The sequence below is a fragment of the Streptomyces ferrugineus genome (assembly GCF_015160855.1).
Lineage (GTDB): Bacteria > Actinomycetota > Actinomycetes > Streptomycetales > Streptomycetaceae > Streptomyces > Streptomyces ferrugineus.
This window is the reverse complement of the sequence record NZ_CP063373.1, coordinates 1,419,865-1,436,207: the sequence shown is the minus strand read 5'-3', so window position 1 is coordinate 1,436,207 and position 16,343 is coordinate 1,419,865. Positions and strand designations below refer to the sequence as shown.

The 16,343-nt window shown below is 71.8% G+C and carries 13 protein-coding genes; 4 read left to right on the top strand and 9 right to left on the bottom strand.

Annotated features, from left to right (window positions below; translation table 11 throughout):
* Positions 1 to 31 precede the first annotated feature (31 nt).
* Positions 32 to 1,534 (bottom strand): hypothetical protein, encoded by a 1,503-nt coding sequence (locus tag IM697_RS06685; RefSeq protein ID WP_194045612.1) that lies wholly within the window; start codon positions 1,532 to 1,534, stop codon positions 32 to 34.
* Between the two features lie 227 nt (positions 1,535 to 1,761).
* On the bottom strand, positions 1,762 to 3,417 hold the full coding sequence (locus IM697_RS06680) for a sigma-70 family RNA polymerase sigma factor (RefSeq protein ID WP_194045610.1): 1,656 nt from the start codon (positions 3,415 to 3,417) through the stop codon (positions 1,762 to 1,764).
* Positions 3,418 to 3,606: 189 nt separating this feature from the next.
* On the opposite strand from IM697_RS06680, the gene IM697_RS06675 reads away from it, so the two are divergent.
* Positions 3,607 to 4,020, top strand: coding sequence for an SsgA family sporulation/cell division regulator (locus IM697_RS06675; protein ID WP_194045608.1), 414 nt, complete (start codon positions 3,607 to 3,609; stop codon positions 4,018 to 4,020).
* Positions 4,021 to 4,614: 594 nt separating this feature from the next.
* Here IM697_RS06675 and IM697_RS06670 read toward each other — a convergent pair.
* Positions 4,615 to 6,366, bottom strand: coding sequence for a glycosyltransferase (locus tag IM697_RS06670; RefSeq protein ID WP_194045606.1), 1,752 nt, complete (start codon positions 6,364 to 6,366; stop codon positions 4,615 to 4,617).
* A 362-nt stretch (positions 6,367 to 6,728) separates the two neighbouring features.
* On the opposite strand from IM697_RS06670, the gene IM697_RS06665 reads away from it, so the two are divergent.
* Positions 6,729 to 7,574, top strand: a complete 846-nt coding sequence (locus tag IM697_RS06665) for an LLM class flavin-dependent oxidoreductase (protein ID WP_194045604.1) — start codon at positions 6,729 to 6,731, stop codon at positions 7,572 to 7,574.
* 74 nt (positions 7,575 to 7,648) lie between these two features.
* Here the strand turns inward: IM697_RS06665 and IM697_RS06660 are convergent, their stop codons facing one another.
* The gene (locus IM697_RS06660; protein WP_194045602.1) at positions 7,649 to 8,008 is read right to left on the bottom strand and encodes a VOC family protein; all 360 of its coding nucleotides are present in this window, start codon (positions 8,006 to 8,008) and stop codon (positions 7,649 to 7,651) included.
* Between the two features lie 129 nt (positions 8,009 to 8,137).
* Here IM697_RS06660 and IM697_RS06655 point away from each other — a divergent pair, with 129 nt between their 5' ends.
* Positions 8,138 to 9,601, top strand: a complete 1,464-nt coding sequence (locus IM697_RS06655) for an alginate lyase family protein (RefSeq protein WP_194049616.1) — start codon at positions 8,138 to 8,140, stop codon at positions 9,599 to 9,601.
* Between the two features lie 110 nt (positions 9,602 to 9,711).
* On the opposite strand, the gene IM697_RS06650 is transcribed toward IM697_RS06655, so the two are convergent.
* Positions 9,712 to 11,079: a DUF445 domain-containing protein gene (locus tag IM697_RS06650; RefSeq protein WP_194045600.1), complete on the bottom strand. Its 1,368-nt coding sequence runs from the start codon at positions 11,077 to 11,079 to the stop codon at positions 9,712 to 9,714.
* A gap of 232 nt (positions 11,080 to 11,311) precedes the next feature.
* Here IM697_RS06650 and IM697_RS06645 point away from each other — a divergent pair, with 232 nt between their 5' ends.
* Positions 11,312 to 12,679 carry an SGNH/GDSL hydrolase family protein gene (locus IM697_RS06645; protein WP_194045598.1) on the top strand — a complete coding sequence of 456 codons (1,368 nt, stop codon included), beginning with the start codon at positions 11,312 to 11,314 and terminating at the stop codon, positions 12,677 to 12,679.
* Between the two features lie 24 nt (positions 12,680 to 12,703).
* Here the strand turns inward: IM697_RS06645 and IM697_RS06640 are convergent, their stop codons facing one another.
* Genes IM697_RS06640 through IM697_RS06625 form a run of 4 tightly spaced genes read right to left on the bottom strand, consistent with a single transcriptional unit; the run spans position 12,704 to position 16,191 of the window.
* Complete coding sequence (locus IM697_RS06640) at positions 12,704 to 13,522, bottom strand: DUF1707 SHOCT-like domain-containing protein (RefSeq protein WP_194045596.1); 819 nt, start codon at positions 13,520 to 13,522, stop codon at positions 12,704 to 12,706.
* Between the two features lie 32 nt (positions 13,523 to 13,554).
* On the bottom strand, positions 13,555 to 14,568 hold the full coding sequence (locus IM697_RS06635) for an ABC transporter ATP-binding protein (RefSeq protein ID WP_407699609.1): 1,014 nt from the start codon (positions 14,566 to 14,568) through the stop codon (positions 13,555 to 13,557).
* 8 nt (positions 14,569 to 14,576) lie between these two features.
* The gene (locus IM697_RS06630) at positions 14,577 to 15,398 is read right to left on the bottom strand and encodes an ABC transporter permease (protein ID WP_194045594.1); all 822 of its coding nucleotides are present in this window, start codon (positions 15,396 to 15,398) and stop codon (positions 14,577 to 14,579) included.
* On the bottom strand, positions 15,391 to 16,191 hold the full coding sequence (locus IM697_RS06625) for an ABC transporter permease (RefSeq protein WP_228044888.1): 801 nt from the start codon (positions 16,189 to 16,191) through the stop codon (positions 15,391 to 15,393). Before IM697_RS06625 ends, IM697_RS06630 begins: the two co-directional genes overlap by 8 nt.
* Positions 16,192 to 16,343: the final 152 nt, after the last annotated feature.

Sequence of the window (16,343 nt, the reverse complement as noted above, 5' to 3'; positions counted from 1 at the left end):
TCCCTCGGTGCGGCCCGTCCGCTTCCTCGCGTCAGCCTGTCGTCGTTGTCGACGCCTTGCCCTTCGTCAGGAGCCACTCGTGGTGGAGGGCGCCCAGTGGGATCTTCGTCTGGAGGACGGGGGTGCCGAAGATGGTCAGCTGGAAGTTGAGGGTGCCCGTCAGGTCCACGCCTCCGTAGAGGGCGTAGGCGCCGGTCGCCGAACCCGTGCCGTCGGCGGAGCCCTCCGCCGACGCGTCGGCGTGGGCGCGGAGGTACGGGGCCAGGTCGGCGGTGACGCCCACCGTGCCGTAGAGGCCGACGGTGGCCTCGGCGCCCAAGGCCGCCTTGACGTCGCCCACTGCCGTCACCGTCGTCTTCAGGGGCTCGCCCGTCATGTCGGACTCGCTGACCGGGGTCCAGCCCTTGGCCCAGGAGAAGCTGCCGCCGACGCGGAAGTCGCCCTTGAGGTCCTGTTCGACGTCGACGGTGACCTTGCCGTCCGCGTTCACCTGGATGTAGCAGGTCAGGTCCAGATTGACGACGACCGGGATCGGGCCGACCTGGATCACCGGGTCGGCGTGCAGCTTGGCGAAGGGGATGCGGATCGGCTGGCCGTTGGTCGAACCGGCCGCGCGGCCCTTGAGGGTCCACTGGGAGGCCCACTCGCCGGACAGGCCCAGGAAGGCGGCACCGGGCGAGTCAGCCGTTTCGGAGTTTCCGGAGGCTTCGGAGGTCCCGGAGGTCCCGGAGGCCCCGGAGGTTTTTGCGCCGTCGTACGAGAACGCGACCTCGGGGGCCAGTTGAACGAAGCCCTCCACGGACGCCGCCGACGACGCGGGGGCGCCCTCGGCCGTCGCGACCGCCGCGCCCACGTCCATCCGCAGGCTGCCCAGCGGGAGTTTCGCGCCCTCGGGGCCGAAGTGGAGGTCGCCGGTCTTCGCCCAGGAGACCTTCACGCCCTGGACGAGCGGCTCGACCTCCATGGCCGACGGGTCCACCGGGACCTCGCCCTCGGCCTTGCTGTCGCCGAGCACGGAGTTGAGCTGCGCCGGTTCCGTCTCGACCGACGTACCGCCGTTCTTCGCGGCGCCCACGACCTTCGTGACCTCGGCGAGTACGCCGTCGGGGGCGCCGGGGGCCGGGGCGCTGGCGATGATGTCGCCTTCGGTCACCGGGGGTTGGGCCGAGGGCTCGGCCGACGGCTCGGTCGATGGGCGGGCCGTCGGGGTGGCGGTCGGCTTCTTGACGGGCGGTGCCGAGATGACGGCCCGTCCGGTCTTCCTGTCGTACGAGGCGACCTTGAGGGAGGACCTCCGCGCCGTGCCGCCCTCGCCTCCGTCCGCGACCGCGGTGGGAGTGGCCGCGCCGGACGGGGCCGATACGACGGCGAGTTGCTCCTGGGCCGCGGCGGGGGGCGGGGTGGGGCTCTCGACTGCCGTCGTCGGTGCGGAGTCGGTGCTGGTCGGGGAGGTGGAGGAGCAGCCGGTGGTCAGTACGGCCGCGATGGCGATCGCCGGCAGTAAGGCGTGCCTCTTGAATGTGGGTCTGTGCATGCGTGTTCCTCGGGAGCGGTGTATGGGGGTGCGCTACAGGAGGTGACACATGGGGGGAGGCATGCCGATACGGCCGTCCCGGCGCGGTGCGCGCGAGCGGTGACCTCGACGTTGGTTACCCCCCAGTAGTCATGCATGAGCATGCCAGTACCGGGGGGACAGCAGACGCTTTCTTTTGCCTCGATCGCCGTGACCTGAGTCACAACTGATTCACAACTGATCGGTGGTCAGTCCCCGCAGCCTTCCCCGGGGTTCTGGGGGGATGGCTGCGGGGTCGGGTCCTCGGGGGGTTCTGGGTGCTCGGGTACTTCCGGGTGCTCAGGTACTTCCGGGTGCTCAGGGGTGGCGGGATCTTCAGGGGCCTCCGGGTACTCCGGTGTGGCCGGCGCATCCGGCGTCTGCGGGACCTCCGGCTGCTCAACCGGCTCCGGCTCTACGGGAGTCGAGGGCGACGGATCCGGCGTTGCGGGCACCTCGGCCTCGGGGGTCTCCGGCCCCTCCGGCGATTCAGGCTTCCCCGACTCCGGCTCCGGCTCCGGCTCCGGCTCCCCCGCTGGCGCCCCACCCCCACCCCCAGCCTCGACATGCGCGGGCTCAGGCGCAGACGCAGGCGCAGGCGCAGGCGCAACCACCTCGGCAACCGCCACTTCAGGAACAGCCGCAGGCTCAGGCTCGGTCTCGGGCTCGGTCTCAGGCTCGGGCTCAGCAACAGGCCCAGCCACAGCCACCACCCCCGCAGGCGCCCCCGGTTCGCCCGGCGCCCCCGGTTCGCCCGGCGCCCCCGGTTCGACGGGCACCCCCGGCACCTCCGCCCCCACAGGCCTCCCCGCCCCCTCGGACGGCCGAGCCACCGGCGCCTCCGCCAGCGGCACCTTCGACGGAGGCGGCGTAGCGGACTGGCCACCCGTGCCCAGCGCCAGCATCATCGCGAGGGCCGCGCCGGCCACCGTCGCCCCGGCCGCGACCGCCGCCGGAACCTTCGCGCCGCTCGCGCCACTCGTCACCGTCTGCCGGACCGCGTGCAACGCACCGCCGAGCTGGCCGCTCAGCGCGCCCGTCGCGCCGGCCGCACCCGCGGACCCGGCCGCCAGCGGCAGCAGGAACTTGCCCGCGCCGCCCACGGCGAGGGCCAGCAGCGCCGGACCGACGAGTGCGGGCAGGCGGTCGTTGGCGCGCATGAGTACCGCCAGCCGGCCGCGGCAGTCGTCGCAGGCGTCGACGTGGGCGAGCAGGCGTTCCGACTGGCGGGGCGTCGCGTTGCCGCGGACGTACGCCGGCATGCGCACCCAGTGGACCTCGCAGGCGGGGTCGTCGGGGGCGCCGGTCTGGGAGCGCAGGAAGGCCTGGCGCATGCCCTCGCGGGCGCGGTGCAGCAGTACGGCCGTCGCGCCCTGCTTCGCGCCGATGCGCTGCCCGACCGTCTCCAGCGGCTGGCCCTCCGCCTCCGCGAGCCACAGGGCCTGCACCCAGCGCTCGGGCAGTTGGCCGAGCACGCGCACCAACAGGTCGACGGAGGAGACCTGTTCGGCCGGGTCCGCGGCATCCTCCGCACGGACGGACATCTCCGTGCGCTCGGTGGTGCGCGGGTCGTGCGGGGTCTCGCGCGTGTCGCCTGCGGTCGTCGCCGCCAGGTGCCGCACCGTCGTCATCAGGTACGCCGGTACGTTCTCGATCTCGTGGCCCTGCGACAGCCGGCGCCAGACGCGGAAGTGCGCCTCGGCGACGAGATCCTCGGCCACCCAGGAGTTGTTGCGGGTGAGCGAGCGCGCGTACGCGACCAGGCGGGGCTGCTGTTCCTCGTAGATTCGGGCGTACGAGGCGGTGGCGGAGGCGGAGGCGCGGGGTGACGCCTGGGCGGGCACCTTGGGGGAACCGTCGGACATGGCGGGAACGCTCCGGTTGCCAGCTGGGCTGATGGGCGCGGACGAGTTTGTCAGGGTAGATGACTTAAAACTCAACTAATCGGTTCGCGTGAGTTAGATCACAGAGGCCGGCTTCCGGTTCGGCGTAATCAACAGACCTGCCCCGCGGTCGAGAAGGCGTACAGGCACCCACAGGAGAGAAGTCCGACCATGCGCCTCGCCCTCGACCAGCCCGTCCGCGCCCGCCTGGCCACCCCCGACTACCCGGAGCTGCCGATCCGCCCCACGCTGCGCTACTGCGCGTCCGATCCCTTCGCCGTGCACATCGACTTCCCCGCCCATGTCTCGGCCGACGGGGACGGGGTGACGTGGACGTTCGCCCGCTCGCTGCTGGAGGAGGGGCTGGAGGCGGCCGTCGGGATCGGGGACGTACGCATACGTCCGTACGGCCGCTTGCGCACGGTCATCGAGTTCCACGCGCCGCACGGCATGGCCGCCATCAGATTCGGTACGGCCTCTCTCCGGCGGTTTCTGCAACGCTCGTACGCCGTCGTCGAACCGGGGAGAGAGGACCTGGGCCCGGAACTGGACCACGGCCTCACGTCCCTGCTCGGCGGAGTGTGAGGCTCAGTCGGTCCGTGAGACGAGGCTGGTCCGCGCCGTGTGGCGGAACCTCTTGGTACGGCCCTGCTCTGCGAGGAGGGTGAGCGCCGTGCTCGGAACGGCCGGGGCTTCGGCGAGCTTGAGCTGGAGCCAGTTCGCGGAGGCGGTTGACCAGGAAGGGGCGGCCGGCCGTCACCGCGGCCATGGACTCGGCCCACTCGGTGTAGTCGCCGGCCAGGTGGATCGCGGCGGCCCGGCGGTCCAGGAGTCGGGTCACGGCGGACTCGGCCATCGTCCGGGCCGGGTCGGTGAGGATACGGCGGATCAGGGGCGGTTCCTCGGCGGGCGTGGACTGCCGCAGTTCGTCGGCGTAGGCGGCGAAGCGGGCGCGTTCGGAGGGGGCGGGGGGGCGGAGGGGTCGGGGGGGTCGGGGGGGTCGGGGGGGCGGAGGGTTCGGAGGGTTCGGTAGCAGGCTCGGGCGGGGGATCGGGCGCGGGGGCGTCCTCGGGTTCGTCGGTGCCTCGGGAGGGTTGCATGTGGTGGTCCTGGCCCCTCAACACCGCGCCCGCCAGGGCGTTTCCGTCGCCGCCCGGCACGCAACGCGTGGCGTCTTCGTCACCCTCCCTCAGGAGTCCTTCCCGACCCCGACCCCGACCCCGACGCTGACGCCGACCCCGGCCCGGGTCTCGGCCTCCAGGGATCCGCCCGCCTTGCGAGGGCGCGTACGCCGTGGCGCAGGGATGGGGGGAGGCGGGAGATGAGGGTGCGGGTCGTGCGGCGGAGGTGGGGGGAGTTGGTTGCGCGGAGGAAGGCTTGGTGGGCCGTGCTGGTGTGACCCAAGGGGCCTACTGCCAGGCGGAGTTGGTCTTCGCGGGCGGACCAGGTGGGGATGAGCAGCCGGGGTGGGGTGCCCAGACGGATGGTGGGCAGGTGGGGGCGGTGTTCGGTGGCGGTGACTCGGATGCGGCGGCCCACGCCCAGGAGTTGGGCGGAGGCCCAGACGAGGTGCGTGCCGGGGAGCAGGGGGCCGCCTCCGGCAAGGGTCCGGGGGTCCACGGCCGTCACTCCGGACACGGCGACGCGATGCTGGCCGGCGGTGGTGAGGGGTTCCAGGCGCGGGGTGAGCTCGGCGTCCGGGAACCACCACTCGCCCCGTGCCGTGTCGTGGACCAGCAGCTCGCCGCGGGCGTGCGCGAGCGGGTCCGGGACCTCCCAGTGTTCGGCTCCCTCGATGCCGGCGAGGAGGGCGGGGTCGAGGAACAGTCGGCCGTTCCGCTCCCGGAGGGTGAGGGGTTCGCCGTCCGGGCGGAGCAGGGTGATCGTCGTCGAGACGAGGAGCTTCGCCCCGGCCGGCCCGTCCTCGCTCCAGCGGATGTCGTCGATCGTCAGGTGGGGTCTGATGTGCTGGGTGCGGCGGGCCAGTTCGACGAGGGAGTCCAGGCGGCCCTCCTCCAGCAGGGCCGCCCTGAGCGCGCTGATCGCCGGGAGGCCGGCGCGCACGCCCGGCGGATAGCAGTCCAGGGCCATGCGGCGTACGACGGTGAAGTACCGCTCCAGATGCTTGCCGGTGCGCTGCAGGACCCGGGGCTCGCTGACCGGGCGCAGAAGTTCCACGCGGTAGGAGCGGCGCAGGAGGTGGTCCTGGTGGGGGCCGGGGTCCGTGCCCTCCTTGATGGCCTCCACGACCGTACGCAGATGGCCGTAGTAGACCTCGGGCGGCGCCGAGCGGGCGCTGGTGTTGCCTCCGTCGTCGCGGCGGTTCCAGATGTAGCAGGGGTGGTCGCCGAGGATGGAGACGGTCTTGGCGCGGACGTACGCCCTGGCCATGAAGACCTGGTCCTCCAGCCGCACCCGCCCCTCGGGGAACTCGATGCCGTGGTCGAGCAGGAAGCGGCGGCGGAACATCTTGTGCGGGGTGAGGCTCTCGAAGAGGGGCGCGTCGGCGGCGGTGCAGCGCTCCACCGTCCGTTTGAAGAGGCTGCTCGGGCCCTGCATGGTGCCGGTGACCTTGCCCAGCACGATGTCGGAGTCGTTGCGGACGGCGAGGCGGTGGAGGCGTTCCAGCGCCTCGGGGGTGAGTTCGTCGTCCTGGTCGACGAACTGGACGTACTCGCCGCGGGCCAGTCGGACGCCGACGTTGCGGGGCTTGCCGGGCCAGCCGGAGTTCTCCTGGTGGACGACGCGGACGTGCGGGTGCCGGGCGGCGAGGACGTCCAGGCGCCGGGGGGAGTCGTCGGTGGAGCCGTCGTCGACGTAGATGATCTCGTACGCGGCGCGTCCGATGCTCTGGTCCAGGAGCGAGGGTGCGCACAGGTCGAGGTAGCGGCCCGCGTTGTGGACGGGCACCACGATGCTGACCTTGAGCATCACTGCCCCCTGTGACTGACACGGCCGGGCGCGGCCGGGCACGGCCGGGCACGGCCGGGCACGTCTGCCGTATGGCGTACGGCGTATGGCGTATGGCGACCACCCTCCACGCTAGGGCGAACCTCCGGCTTCGGAAACCCGGCCGAACCGCCCGGCGGGGTGGTCCGGAGTCGGGCGTCACCGGCCACACATGACCCGGGTAATTCGTTTGTCCCGCGAAATCGCCGCGTTCTACGGTGAGTCGACTTCGACGAGACGTTCCCCCGGAAACACGCCGCAGAGCGGGAGCGTCCCACCTCGCTGAGGTGCAGGAGGGGGCGGCAGCTGACTTTGTCGACCCCTCATTTCGGAGGTTCCCGTTCATGAACGTCGGTATCGGCCTGCCCATCGGCGACCCGGCCACCCTGCTCACCTGGGCCCGGCGCGCCGACGCCGGTCCCTTCAGCAGCCTCGGTCTGCTCGACCGGCTCGTCTACGACAACCCCGAGCCACTGGTGGCCCTCGCCGTCCTCGCGGGTGCCACCACGCGCGTCCGTGTCCAGACCGAGGTGCTGCTCGCCCCGCTGCGGGACACCGCCCTGCTGGCCAAGCAGGCCGCCACGCTGGACCTGATGAGCGGGGGGCGTCTCGTCCTCGGCCTCGGCATCGGCGGCCGGGACGACGACCACCGGGTCGCGGGCGTCGACCCGCGCACCCGGGGCCGGCGCCTGGACCGGCAGATGGCGACGATGTGCCGCCTGTGGCACGGCGAGCCCTATGGCGACGGCGTCGGGCCCATCGGCCCGGTGCCGGCCCGCATCGGCGGCCCGGAGATCCTCTTCGGCGGCTTCAAACCCGCCGCCCTCGAACGCGTCGCCCGCTGGGGCGACGGCTTCCTCGCGGCGGCGGCGCCCTCGTGGGCGGGCGGCCTGTTCGACACCGTCCGCGGGTTCTGGAAGGAACACGGCCGCGACGGCGAGCCCCGACTCGTGGCCCAGGTGAACGTCGCGCTCGGCCCGCGGCACGTGCTCGACGACGCGCGGGCCCGGATGCGCGCGTACTACGCCTTCACGGGCATGCCCGACCGCATGGTCGCCGGCCTGCTCACCACCCCCGCCGAGATCCGCACCGCGCTCACCGCCTACGCCGACCTGGGCGCCGACGAGGTCATGCTCTACTGCTACGGCCTCGACCCGGACCAGGTGGACCGGCTGGCCGAGGTGCTGTGACGGGGCGGCCCCGGCGACGGCCGGACCGGGACCGGCCGGGGGGACCGGCGGGGGCTCACGCCTGATCGAAGCACCTAGCCCCGATGGCTCAGCACATTCACCACCCGCCCGCCCGGATCCCGTACGAAGAACCGCCGTACGCCCCACTCCTCGTCCCGGATCTCCCGTACGACCTCCGCGCCCGACGCCACCACCTGTGCGTACACGGCGTCGACGTCCTCGACCTCCACGCTCAGGTCGGGGACGACGGGGGCGGTGCGTTCCTCGGTGAAGAAGCTGATCTGGGCGGTGGGGTTGGCGGGGGACGTCATGGTCGTCACCCAACCCATGTCCATGGCCTCCTCGAAGCCGAGGAGGCCGTAGAAGTCACGGTTCGTCGTCTTCGCTTCCTCCGACCCGACTTGGACGTTGGGGACGATCCTGCGAATGGTCATCGGTACGGCTCCCTCAGTGGTGTCCGGAGTTTCTGTTATCCCCCGCAGTCTCGCTCCGTCTCCTCGCCGTCCCCAGCCACAGGCACGCGAGGAATGAGCCACGTGACACGACAGATCAGCCGCCGGAGCATGCTCAAGGCCGCGGGTGCGACCGCCGGAGCCGTCGGTATCGGTGCGGCCGTGACGCCCGCCCCCGCCGTGGCGGCCGGCGGCTACGCCCACCCCGGCCTGCTGCACACCCGCGCCGACCTCGACCGCATGGCCGCCAAGGTGAAGGCCGGCGCCGCCCCCTACACGGCCGGGTTCGCCAAGCTGACCGCCAACCGGCACTCGCAGAGCGGCTGGACGGCCAACCCGCAGGAGATCGTGTACCGGGGAGCGGGCTCGCCGCAGAACTACCGGACCCTCTACAACGACGTCCACTCCGCCTACCAGAACGGCCTCCGCCATCACGTCAGCGGAGACAGCGCGCACGGCGACACCGCCGTCGCGATCCTCAACGCCTGGTCGGCCAAGCTGACCGGCCTGCAGGGCAGCGCCGACCGCTTCCTGGCCGCCGGTCTGTACGGCTACCAGATCGCCAACGCCGCCGAACTCGTGCGCGACCACCCCGACTTCGCGCTCGACCGCTTCCAGGAGATGCTGACCACGGTCTTCGCACCGCCCAGCGACAGCTTCCTGAAGGAGCACAACGGCGCCGTCGTCTCCAACTACTGGACCAACTGGGACCTGGCCGCCATGTGCTGCGTGCTGGCCACCGGCATCTTCTGCGACGACAAGGCGCAGGTCGCCCGCGCCGTCGAGTACTTCAAGCACGGCGAAGGGCTCGGATCAGTCAGGAACGCCATTCCCGTCCTGCACGACGACGGCCTCGGCGAGTGGCTGGAGGCCGGCCGCGACCAGGGGCACGCGCTGCTGGGCGTCGGCCTGATGGGCACCTTCTGCGAGATGGCCTGGAACCAGGGCATGGACCTGTACGGCTACGACGACAGCCGCTTCCTCAAGGGCGCCCAGTACGTGGCCAAGTGGGCCCTGGGCGGGGAGGTGGAGTTCACCGCGAACACCCGCCGCAAGGGCGCGATCAACGGCTGGTCGGGGTCGGAGACGGTGACCGAGGCCGCTCCCGTGGACCCGAACATGACGCGGCCCATCTGGGCGATGATCGCCAACCACTACACCAAGCGCCGGGGCCAGTCGGCGTCGTACCTCACCCGGATCGCCGCGAAGTCCGCCCCCGAGGGCGGCGGCGGGGACTACGGCCCGAACAGCGGCGGCTACGACCAACTGGGCTTCGGCACGCTGGCGTTCACGCGGGACAAGGCCACGGGGGCCGGGGGCACGGGCGGTTCGCCGAGCCCGGAGGCGTCGGCGTCGGCCGCGGCCGGCACCGGTGTTGGTGCCGGGTCGGACGTCCGGCCGCAGACGGGGGGCGGCGCGTCCCCCGCCGCGTCCGTCTCCGCCGCCGGCGGTGACCTCGCCGCCACCGGCTCGAACGACATCCTCGGCTGGACCGCCGCCACCGGTGTCACCGCCCTCGCCGGCGGCCTGCTCCTGCTGCGCCGCCGCGACCGGGTCCGCCGCCAGTCGCAGTAAGGGGCACAGGAAAGGGGCCACAGGCAGAGGCACTGGTCTCCGGTCCGGGCTCTCCACGGGGGAAGAGCCGGGACCGGTCCCTCACTCCCCCCGTCCCCGTGACTCGTCCCTCACGCCCCCAGTCCCCGTGACACCGTGTAGATCAGCAGCCCGGCGAGCGAGCCCACCACGGTGCCGTTGATCCGGATGAACTGCAGGTCGCGTCCGATGTGCGCCTCGATCTTCCGCGTCGTGTGCTCGGCGTCCCAGCTCGCCACGGTGTCCGTGATCAGGGACGTGATCTCCTTGCGGTAGGTGGTGACGACGTACACCGCCGCGCCCTCCACCCAGCTGTCGACCTTGGCCTGCAGCCGTGGCTCGACCGCCATGCGCGAGCCCAGCGACAGCAGCGAGGCCCGCACCCGCAGGCGCAGCTCGCTGCGCTCGTCCTCGGCCGCCGAGACGATCATCGACCGTACGGCGCTCCAGGCGGACGCGATGAGGTCCTGCACCTCGCCGCGGCCCAGCACCTCGCCCTTGAGCCGCTCGACGCGCGCGCGGGTGTCGGTGTCGGACTGCAGATCGGCGGCGAAGTCGGTGAGGAAGCGGTCGAGGGCGGCGCGGGCCGGATGGGAGGGCATGTCGCGCATCTCGGTGACGAACCGCAGCAGTTCCTTGTAGACGCGCTCGCCGACCCGCCGGTCGACGAATCTCGGGGTCCAGCCGGGGGCGCCGCCCTGGACGGCGTCCATGATCTCGTCGTCGTGCAGGATCAGCCAGTGCTGGGCCCGCGCGACGATCAGGTCGACGGCCCGCTTGTGGCCGCCGTCCGCGACGATCTTGTCCAGCATCTTCCCTATGCCGGGCGCGATCTCCTGGGCGTCGGCGCGCCGGGTGATCGCCTCCCCCACGACCGCCTGGACGTCCGAGTCGCGCATCACCGTCAGGGCGCCTCTGAGCGCCGCCGACAGCTCCGCCGTCACCCGGTCGGCGTGCTCGGGCTCGGCCAGCCAGGCGCCGAGGCGGCTGCCGATGCCGACGGCGCGCAGGCGCTGGCGTACGACGTCCTCGGAGAGGAAGTTCTCGCCGACGAACTCACCCAGCGAGACGCCGAGCTGGTCCTTCTTGTTGGGGATGATCGCGGTGTGCGGGATGGGGATGCCCAGCGGGTGCCGGAACAAGGCCGTGACCGCGAACCAGTCGGCGAGCGCGCCGACCATGCCGGCCTCGGCGGCCGCGGCGACGTAGTTCGCCCAGGTGCCGGCGCCCTCGTTCGACGCCACCTTGGCGAGGACGTACACCAGCGCCACGAACAGCAGCAGCCCGGTCGCCGTGAGCTTCATCCGCCGTACGCCGCGCCGCTTCTCCTCGTCGGCGGCGGTGAAGGTCGTCATCGCACGTACGGCCGATGCGGGGACGCCCCGGTTATCGGCGACATCCCGGCGGGCATGCTGCTCTACGCCATGTGTTCCCGTTTCATCCGGATTCGTACGTTCCATTCCGCTCCACCCGTCCAGGATCCCCCGCACACATTGTCCCTTCCTGACCTACTCCTGGAACGAATCAAGAGTTCCCGGCGTCTGTCAGTCGGGGGGAGTTCGATGACGAACTCCGGATGAACTCCGGCGGCCCAATGGGGGGTCTGCGTGGCCCCCCGCCGCCTCATGACGCATCATGAGGTGATCACATCGGAGCCTCGGGCTCCCATCCGCCCGAGGAGATACGCACCGCATGACCAGGCGTCACGCGGGGGGCGTGGGGGTCTCCCCCACAAGGCACAGCGCCCTGCTTTCCGCGATCATCGCAGTGATCGTGGCGGTTTCCACCGCCATATACGTCGGAGTCGCCTCCGACGACGGAAGCATCACCAGCGCGAGCGGCCAGAGCCGCGAGGGGACCGGTCGAGGCCCCGCCGCACCCGCCTCCACCGGCATCTGGGTCGGCGCCTGGTCCGCCTCCCCGGTCGGCGCCGAGCCCGGCACCGAGGTGAAGGGCCTGGCGGGCCACTCGGTGCGCAACGTCGTGCACACCAGCGTCGGCGGTACGAGTGCCCGGATCACGCTGTCCAACCTCTACGGCCAGGCGCGGCTCACGATCACCCACGCGTCGGTCGCCCTCTCCGCCGGCCCCGGCACCGCGGCCGCCGTCGCGGAGACGATGCGCCGGCTGACCTTCGGCGGAAACGCCACGGTGGTCATCCCGCCCGGCGGGCAGGTGCTCAGCGACGCCGTGCACCTGACCGTCCCGGCGGACGCCGACCTCCTGGTCACCACCTACTCCCCGACCGCGTCCGGCCCGGTCACCTACCATCCGCACGCCCGCCAGACCAGCTACGTCGCCCAGGGCGACCTCACCGAGGACGCGACCGGGGTGGCGTACACCGGGCAGGTGGACGCCTGGCGCTATCTGACCGCGCTGGACGTCCTCAGCCACGAGTCCGAGGGCACCGTCGTGGTCTTCGGCGACTCCCTGACCGACGGCATCTCCTCCACCCGGAACGCCAACCACCGCTGGACGGACTTCCTGTCGCGCCGGCTGCGCGCGGCGGTCGCGTCCGGTGCGAACGTGCCGCGCTACAGCGTCGTCAACCAGGGCATCAGCGGCAACCAGATCCTGGCCAGCGGCTCCGGGCGCCCCGCGGACAACCAGGCGGGCATCGGGCGCTTCCACCGCGACGCCCTGTCCCGTACGAACGTCAAGGTCGTCGTGATCGACCTCGGCGTCAACGACATCCTGCGCAACCCGAACCTCGCCGACCCCGACCGCATCCTCGACGGTCTGCGCGCCCTGGTCCGCCAGGCCCACGCCCGCGGCATCAAGGTCATCGGCGCCACCCTGATGCCCTTCCAGGGCCACCGCGGCTACACCGACGCCCGCGAGAACGTGCGGCAGCAGATCAACGCCGAGATCCGCGCGGGCCGGGTCTTCGACGCGGTCGCCGACTTCGACAAGGCCCTGAGGGACCCGTACAACCCCCGCAAGTTCCGCCCCGTCTACGACTCGGGCGACCATCTCCACCCGAGCGACAAGGGCTACGAAGCGATGGCGCGGTCCTTCGACCTGGACGACCTGAAGGGGTCGGCCCCGGCGGAGCTGTAGCCGCGGCGGGTCACGCGGGGCGGCTCAGTCCTCGTCCCGCTCCCGCTTCTTCTCCCACCGGTTCCCCCGCTCATCATGCACATGGCGCCACTGGTCCCGGTGCTCCTCGAGCATCCCCAGATGCGCCTGGTACTGCTCGTCCCGGGTCGACGCCCGCAGCTCCCGCCGCTCCGCCCTGCGCTCCAGCCTCTCCCGGCGCCGCTCCTCCCGGAGCTCCTGCTTCCGCGCCCGCGTCAGCTTCCGCTCGACCCCGACGCCGCCCCAGAAGGCGAACCCGGTCACGATCACCCGGGGCGCCCCGGGATCCCCGGGCACCCCTTCCTCACGGTGGTCGAAGCCCCCCATGATCCCGATCCCGCGCACCACGACCTCGACCCCGGGCGGCACGATCACCTGCACCCCGCCCATGATCGCGACGCAGTTGATCTCGATCTCCCGGTCCGCGAAGTTCGCCTCCCGCAGATCGATCTCGCCGCCACCCCAGAAGGCGAAGCAGTTGAACCGCCTCGGCGCGGTCCACCGCCCCTTGCGCTGGAACCCCGACATCACGGCGACACCCCACGTCGAGGACCCCTCGCCGGCGACGATCCGCCGATCCCAACTCCCGTCCGGGGCCTCGTCCTTCTTGACCATGTCGACCTTCGGCACGGCCACCGCGCCGACGGGCAGGTCCCGGGTGATGGGCGCCAGATCACCGTATGTCCGAGCCTTGTACGTCGCGTCGAGGCGTTCCTCGAACTCCTCCATGTCGAGACGCCCCTCCGTGAGGGCGTCCCGCAGGACCTCGGCGACTCGTTCACGATCGGCGTCGGACGCACGCAGCTCCGGGGCATCGTCGCTCATGCAGCCAGCCTACGAGCAACCCCGCCCGGGGGCTACGAGATCGCCCGCTCGGCCTGTTCCGGCGGGGGTTTGGGGGTGTCCCCCAATGAATGCAGCATTTTCGCGATCACGGCCTCGATGTCGGGCTCCCGCACCGACAGATCCACCAGCGGATACTCCGCCGCGATCCGCGCCACCAGCACCGCCGCCGACTCGGCCGCCGGAAACGCCAGCCACTGGCGCGGCCCCTCCACCTTCACCACGCGCGCGGGCGGCGCGTCGATCGGCGGCAGCTCGCGCTCCAGGTCGACCACCAGGGTCCGCTCGCTCTCCCCCACCTCGTGCAGCCCGGCGAGCGGGCCGTCGTACATCAGCCGCCCGTGGTCGATGACCATCACCCGCGAGCACAACTGCTCGATGTCCTGGAGGTCGTGCGTCGTCAGCAGCACCGTCGTGCCGCGCTCGGTGTTCAACTCCCGCAGGAAGTCCCGCACCTTCGCCTTCGAGATGACGTCGAGGCCGATCGTCGGCTCGTCCAGGTACAGCACCTCGGGATCGTGCAGCAGCGCCGCCGCGATGTCGCCGCGCATCCGCTGGCCGAGGGAGAGCTGCCGTACGGGGACGTCCAGCAGGGCGCCGAGTTCGAGGAGTTCGACCAGCCGGTCCAGGTTCTCGCGGTAACGGGCGTCCGGGATGCGGTACATGCGGTGCGTCAGCTTGTACGAGTCGATCAGCGGCAGGTCCCACCACAGCGTCGTACGCTGCCCGAACACCACGCCGATCCGGTGCGCGAGCCGAGTGCGCTCGCGGGACGGGTCGATGCCGGCCACGCGCAGGCGGCCGCCGCTCGGGGTCAGGATGCCGGTCAGCATCTTGATCGTCGTCGACTTGCCGGCGCCGTTCGGCCCGATGTAGCCCACCATCTCGCCGCGCGCCACGCGGAAGGAGATCGAGTCGACGGCCCGTACCCGCCGCCGCTCGCGCTTGAGGAAACCGGTCTTCCTGCGCACGTCGAAGACCTTCTCGACGGCGTCGAGCTCGATGAACGCCTCGTCCATGTCCTCCATCGCCTGCCCTAACTCCCCGTACTCCGATACGACCGCAGCCCGGCCCGCCACGCCAGACCGGCCAGGGCACAGCACGCCGCCGCCACCAGCGGTGAGGCGAACGCCGTCCAGTCGGGCAGGCCGATGGGGTACGGCCGCCCCAGCACATGGGCGGCGGGCACCCAGTTGACGAAGGCGAGCGGCAGCATGAAGGTGACGCCGCGCACCAGGTCCTTGCCGAACACGGTCGGCGGGTACTGCAGCAGCGTCGTCCCGCCGTAGGTGAACGCGTTCTGCACCTCGGCGGCGTCCTGCGCGAGGATCTGGAAGGCCGCGCCCGCCACGAACAGCGCCGAGAAGATCGCCGCGCCGCTGACCAGCATCACCGGCACCAGCAGCACCTTCGCGCCGGTCCAGTCGACGTCCGCCGACAGCAGCGCCCAGCCCAGCACCAGCGCGCCCTGGGTGATCCGGCCCAGCCGGCGCAGCGCGAAGTGGTCCGCGCCGACCTGTGCGAGCACCGGCGCGGGCCGCACCAGCAGGATGTCGAAGGATCCGTCGCGCATACGGCCGCCCAGGACGTCCATCGAGCCCAGCACCAGGTCGGCGATCCCGAAGGACGTCGCCGACAGGCCGTACAGCAGGGCGATCTCGGGCAGCGACCAGCCGCCGAGGGTGTCGACCTGGGAGAACATCAGCAGGATCGCCACGAAGTCCAGGCCGGTCACCATCAGGTTGCCGAGCACCGTGACGGCGAAGGAGGTGCGGTAGGTCATGCTGGAGCGCACCCACATGCCGGCGATCAGCCGGTACGCCCGCAGCCCTTCGCGCAGGGCGCCGCGCTCAGCCACCCTGCACCACCACCCGCCGCGTCGCCGCCGACTGCGCCATCCGCGCCGCCGCCAGCAGCGCCACCGCCCACGCGGCCTGGAAGGCGAACGCCGTAAGCGGCGAGGTCTCCCCCATCAGCACGTCCGCCGGCATCTGGAGCTGCGCCGCCCAGGGCAGCGCCCGCACGATCTCGCCGAACGGGCCGGGAAAGGCGTTCAGGGGCAGCACCATGCCGGAGAAGAAGATCCCGGTGATCATCAGGGCCTGGTTGACGCCCATGCCGTCCATCAGCCAGAACACGCTCAGGGCCGCCAGATAGCGGATCGCGAAGCTGACGACCGCCGCCAGCAGCAGCGCGACCACGAAGCCCGCCCAGGGGGTGACCCCGGTGGGCAGGGCCATCGGGAAGAACAGCGCGCCGAACAGGAACGGGATCACGCCCCGGCCCAGCATCTGGAACAGCGCCCGGCCCATGTCCCCCGCCAGCCACCAGAGTTGGAGGTCGACCGGCCGGTACAGGTCGACGGCGATCTCGCCGGTGCGGATGCGCTCCATCAGGTCCTTCTCGGCGCCGCCGCCCTGGATGGCGAGCGTCGCGTAGAGGCACTGCCCCAGCCACACATAGGTGACGGCCTGTGACTGGTCGTACCCGCCGAGATGGGGTCTCTCGTCCCACAGGGCGAGATAGGTGTAGACGAGGATCACGCCGAAGACGGTGTTGGTGAACACTCCGGCGGCGGTGGCCATCCGGTAGGTCGCGTACCTTCGGAAGCCGCCTGCCGCGACGGCCAGGTACAACCGCCCCGAGCCCACATCCACAGCCCTCCTCGCCCGCGCCGGCACCGAAGCGCAGGAGCCTAGTGCGCGCACGACAGGGGCTGCCAGCCAATTTCCGCCGGCGTCCGGCGCGAGAGTCCGCTCACTTTCCGGGACACGCGCCGGTTTCCGGGAACGGAACGCGCGAT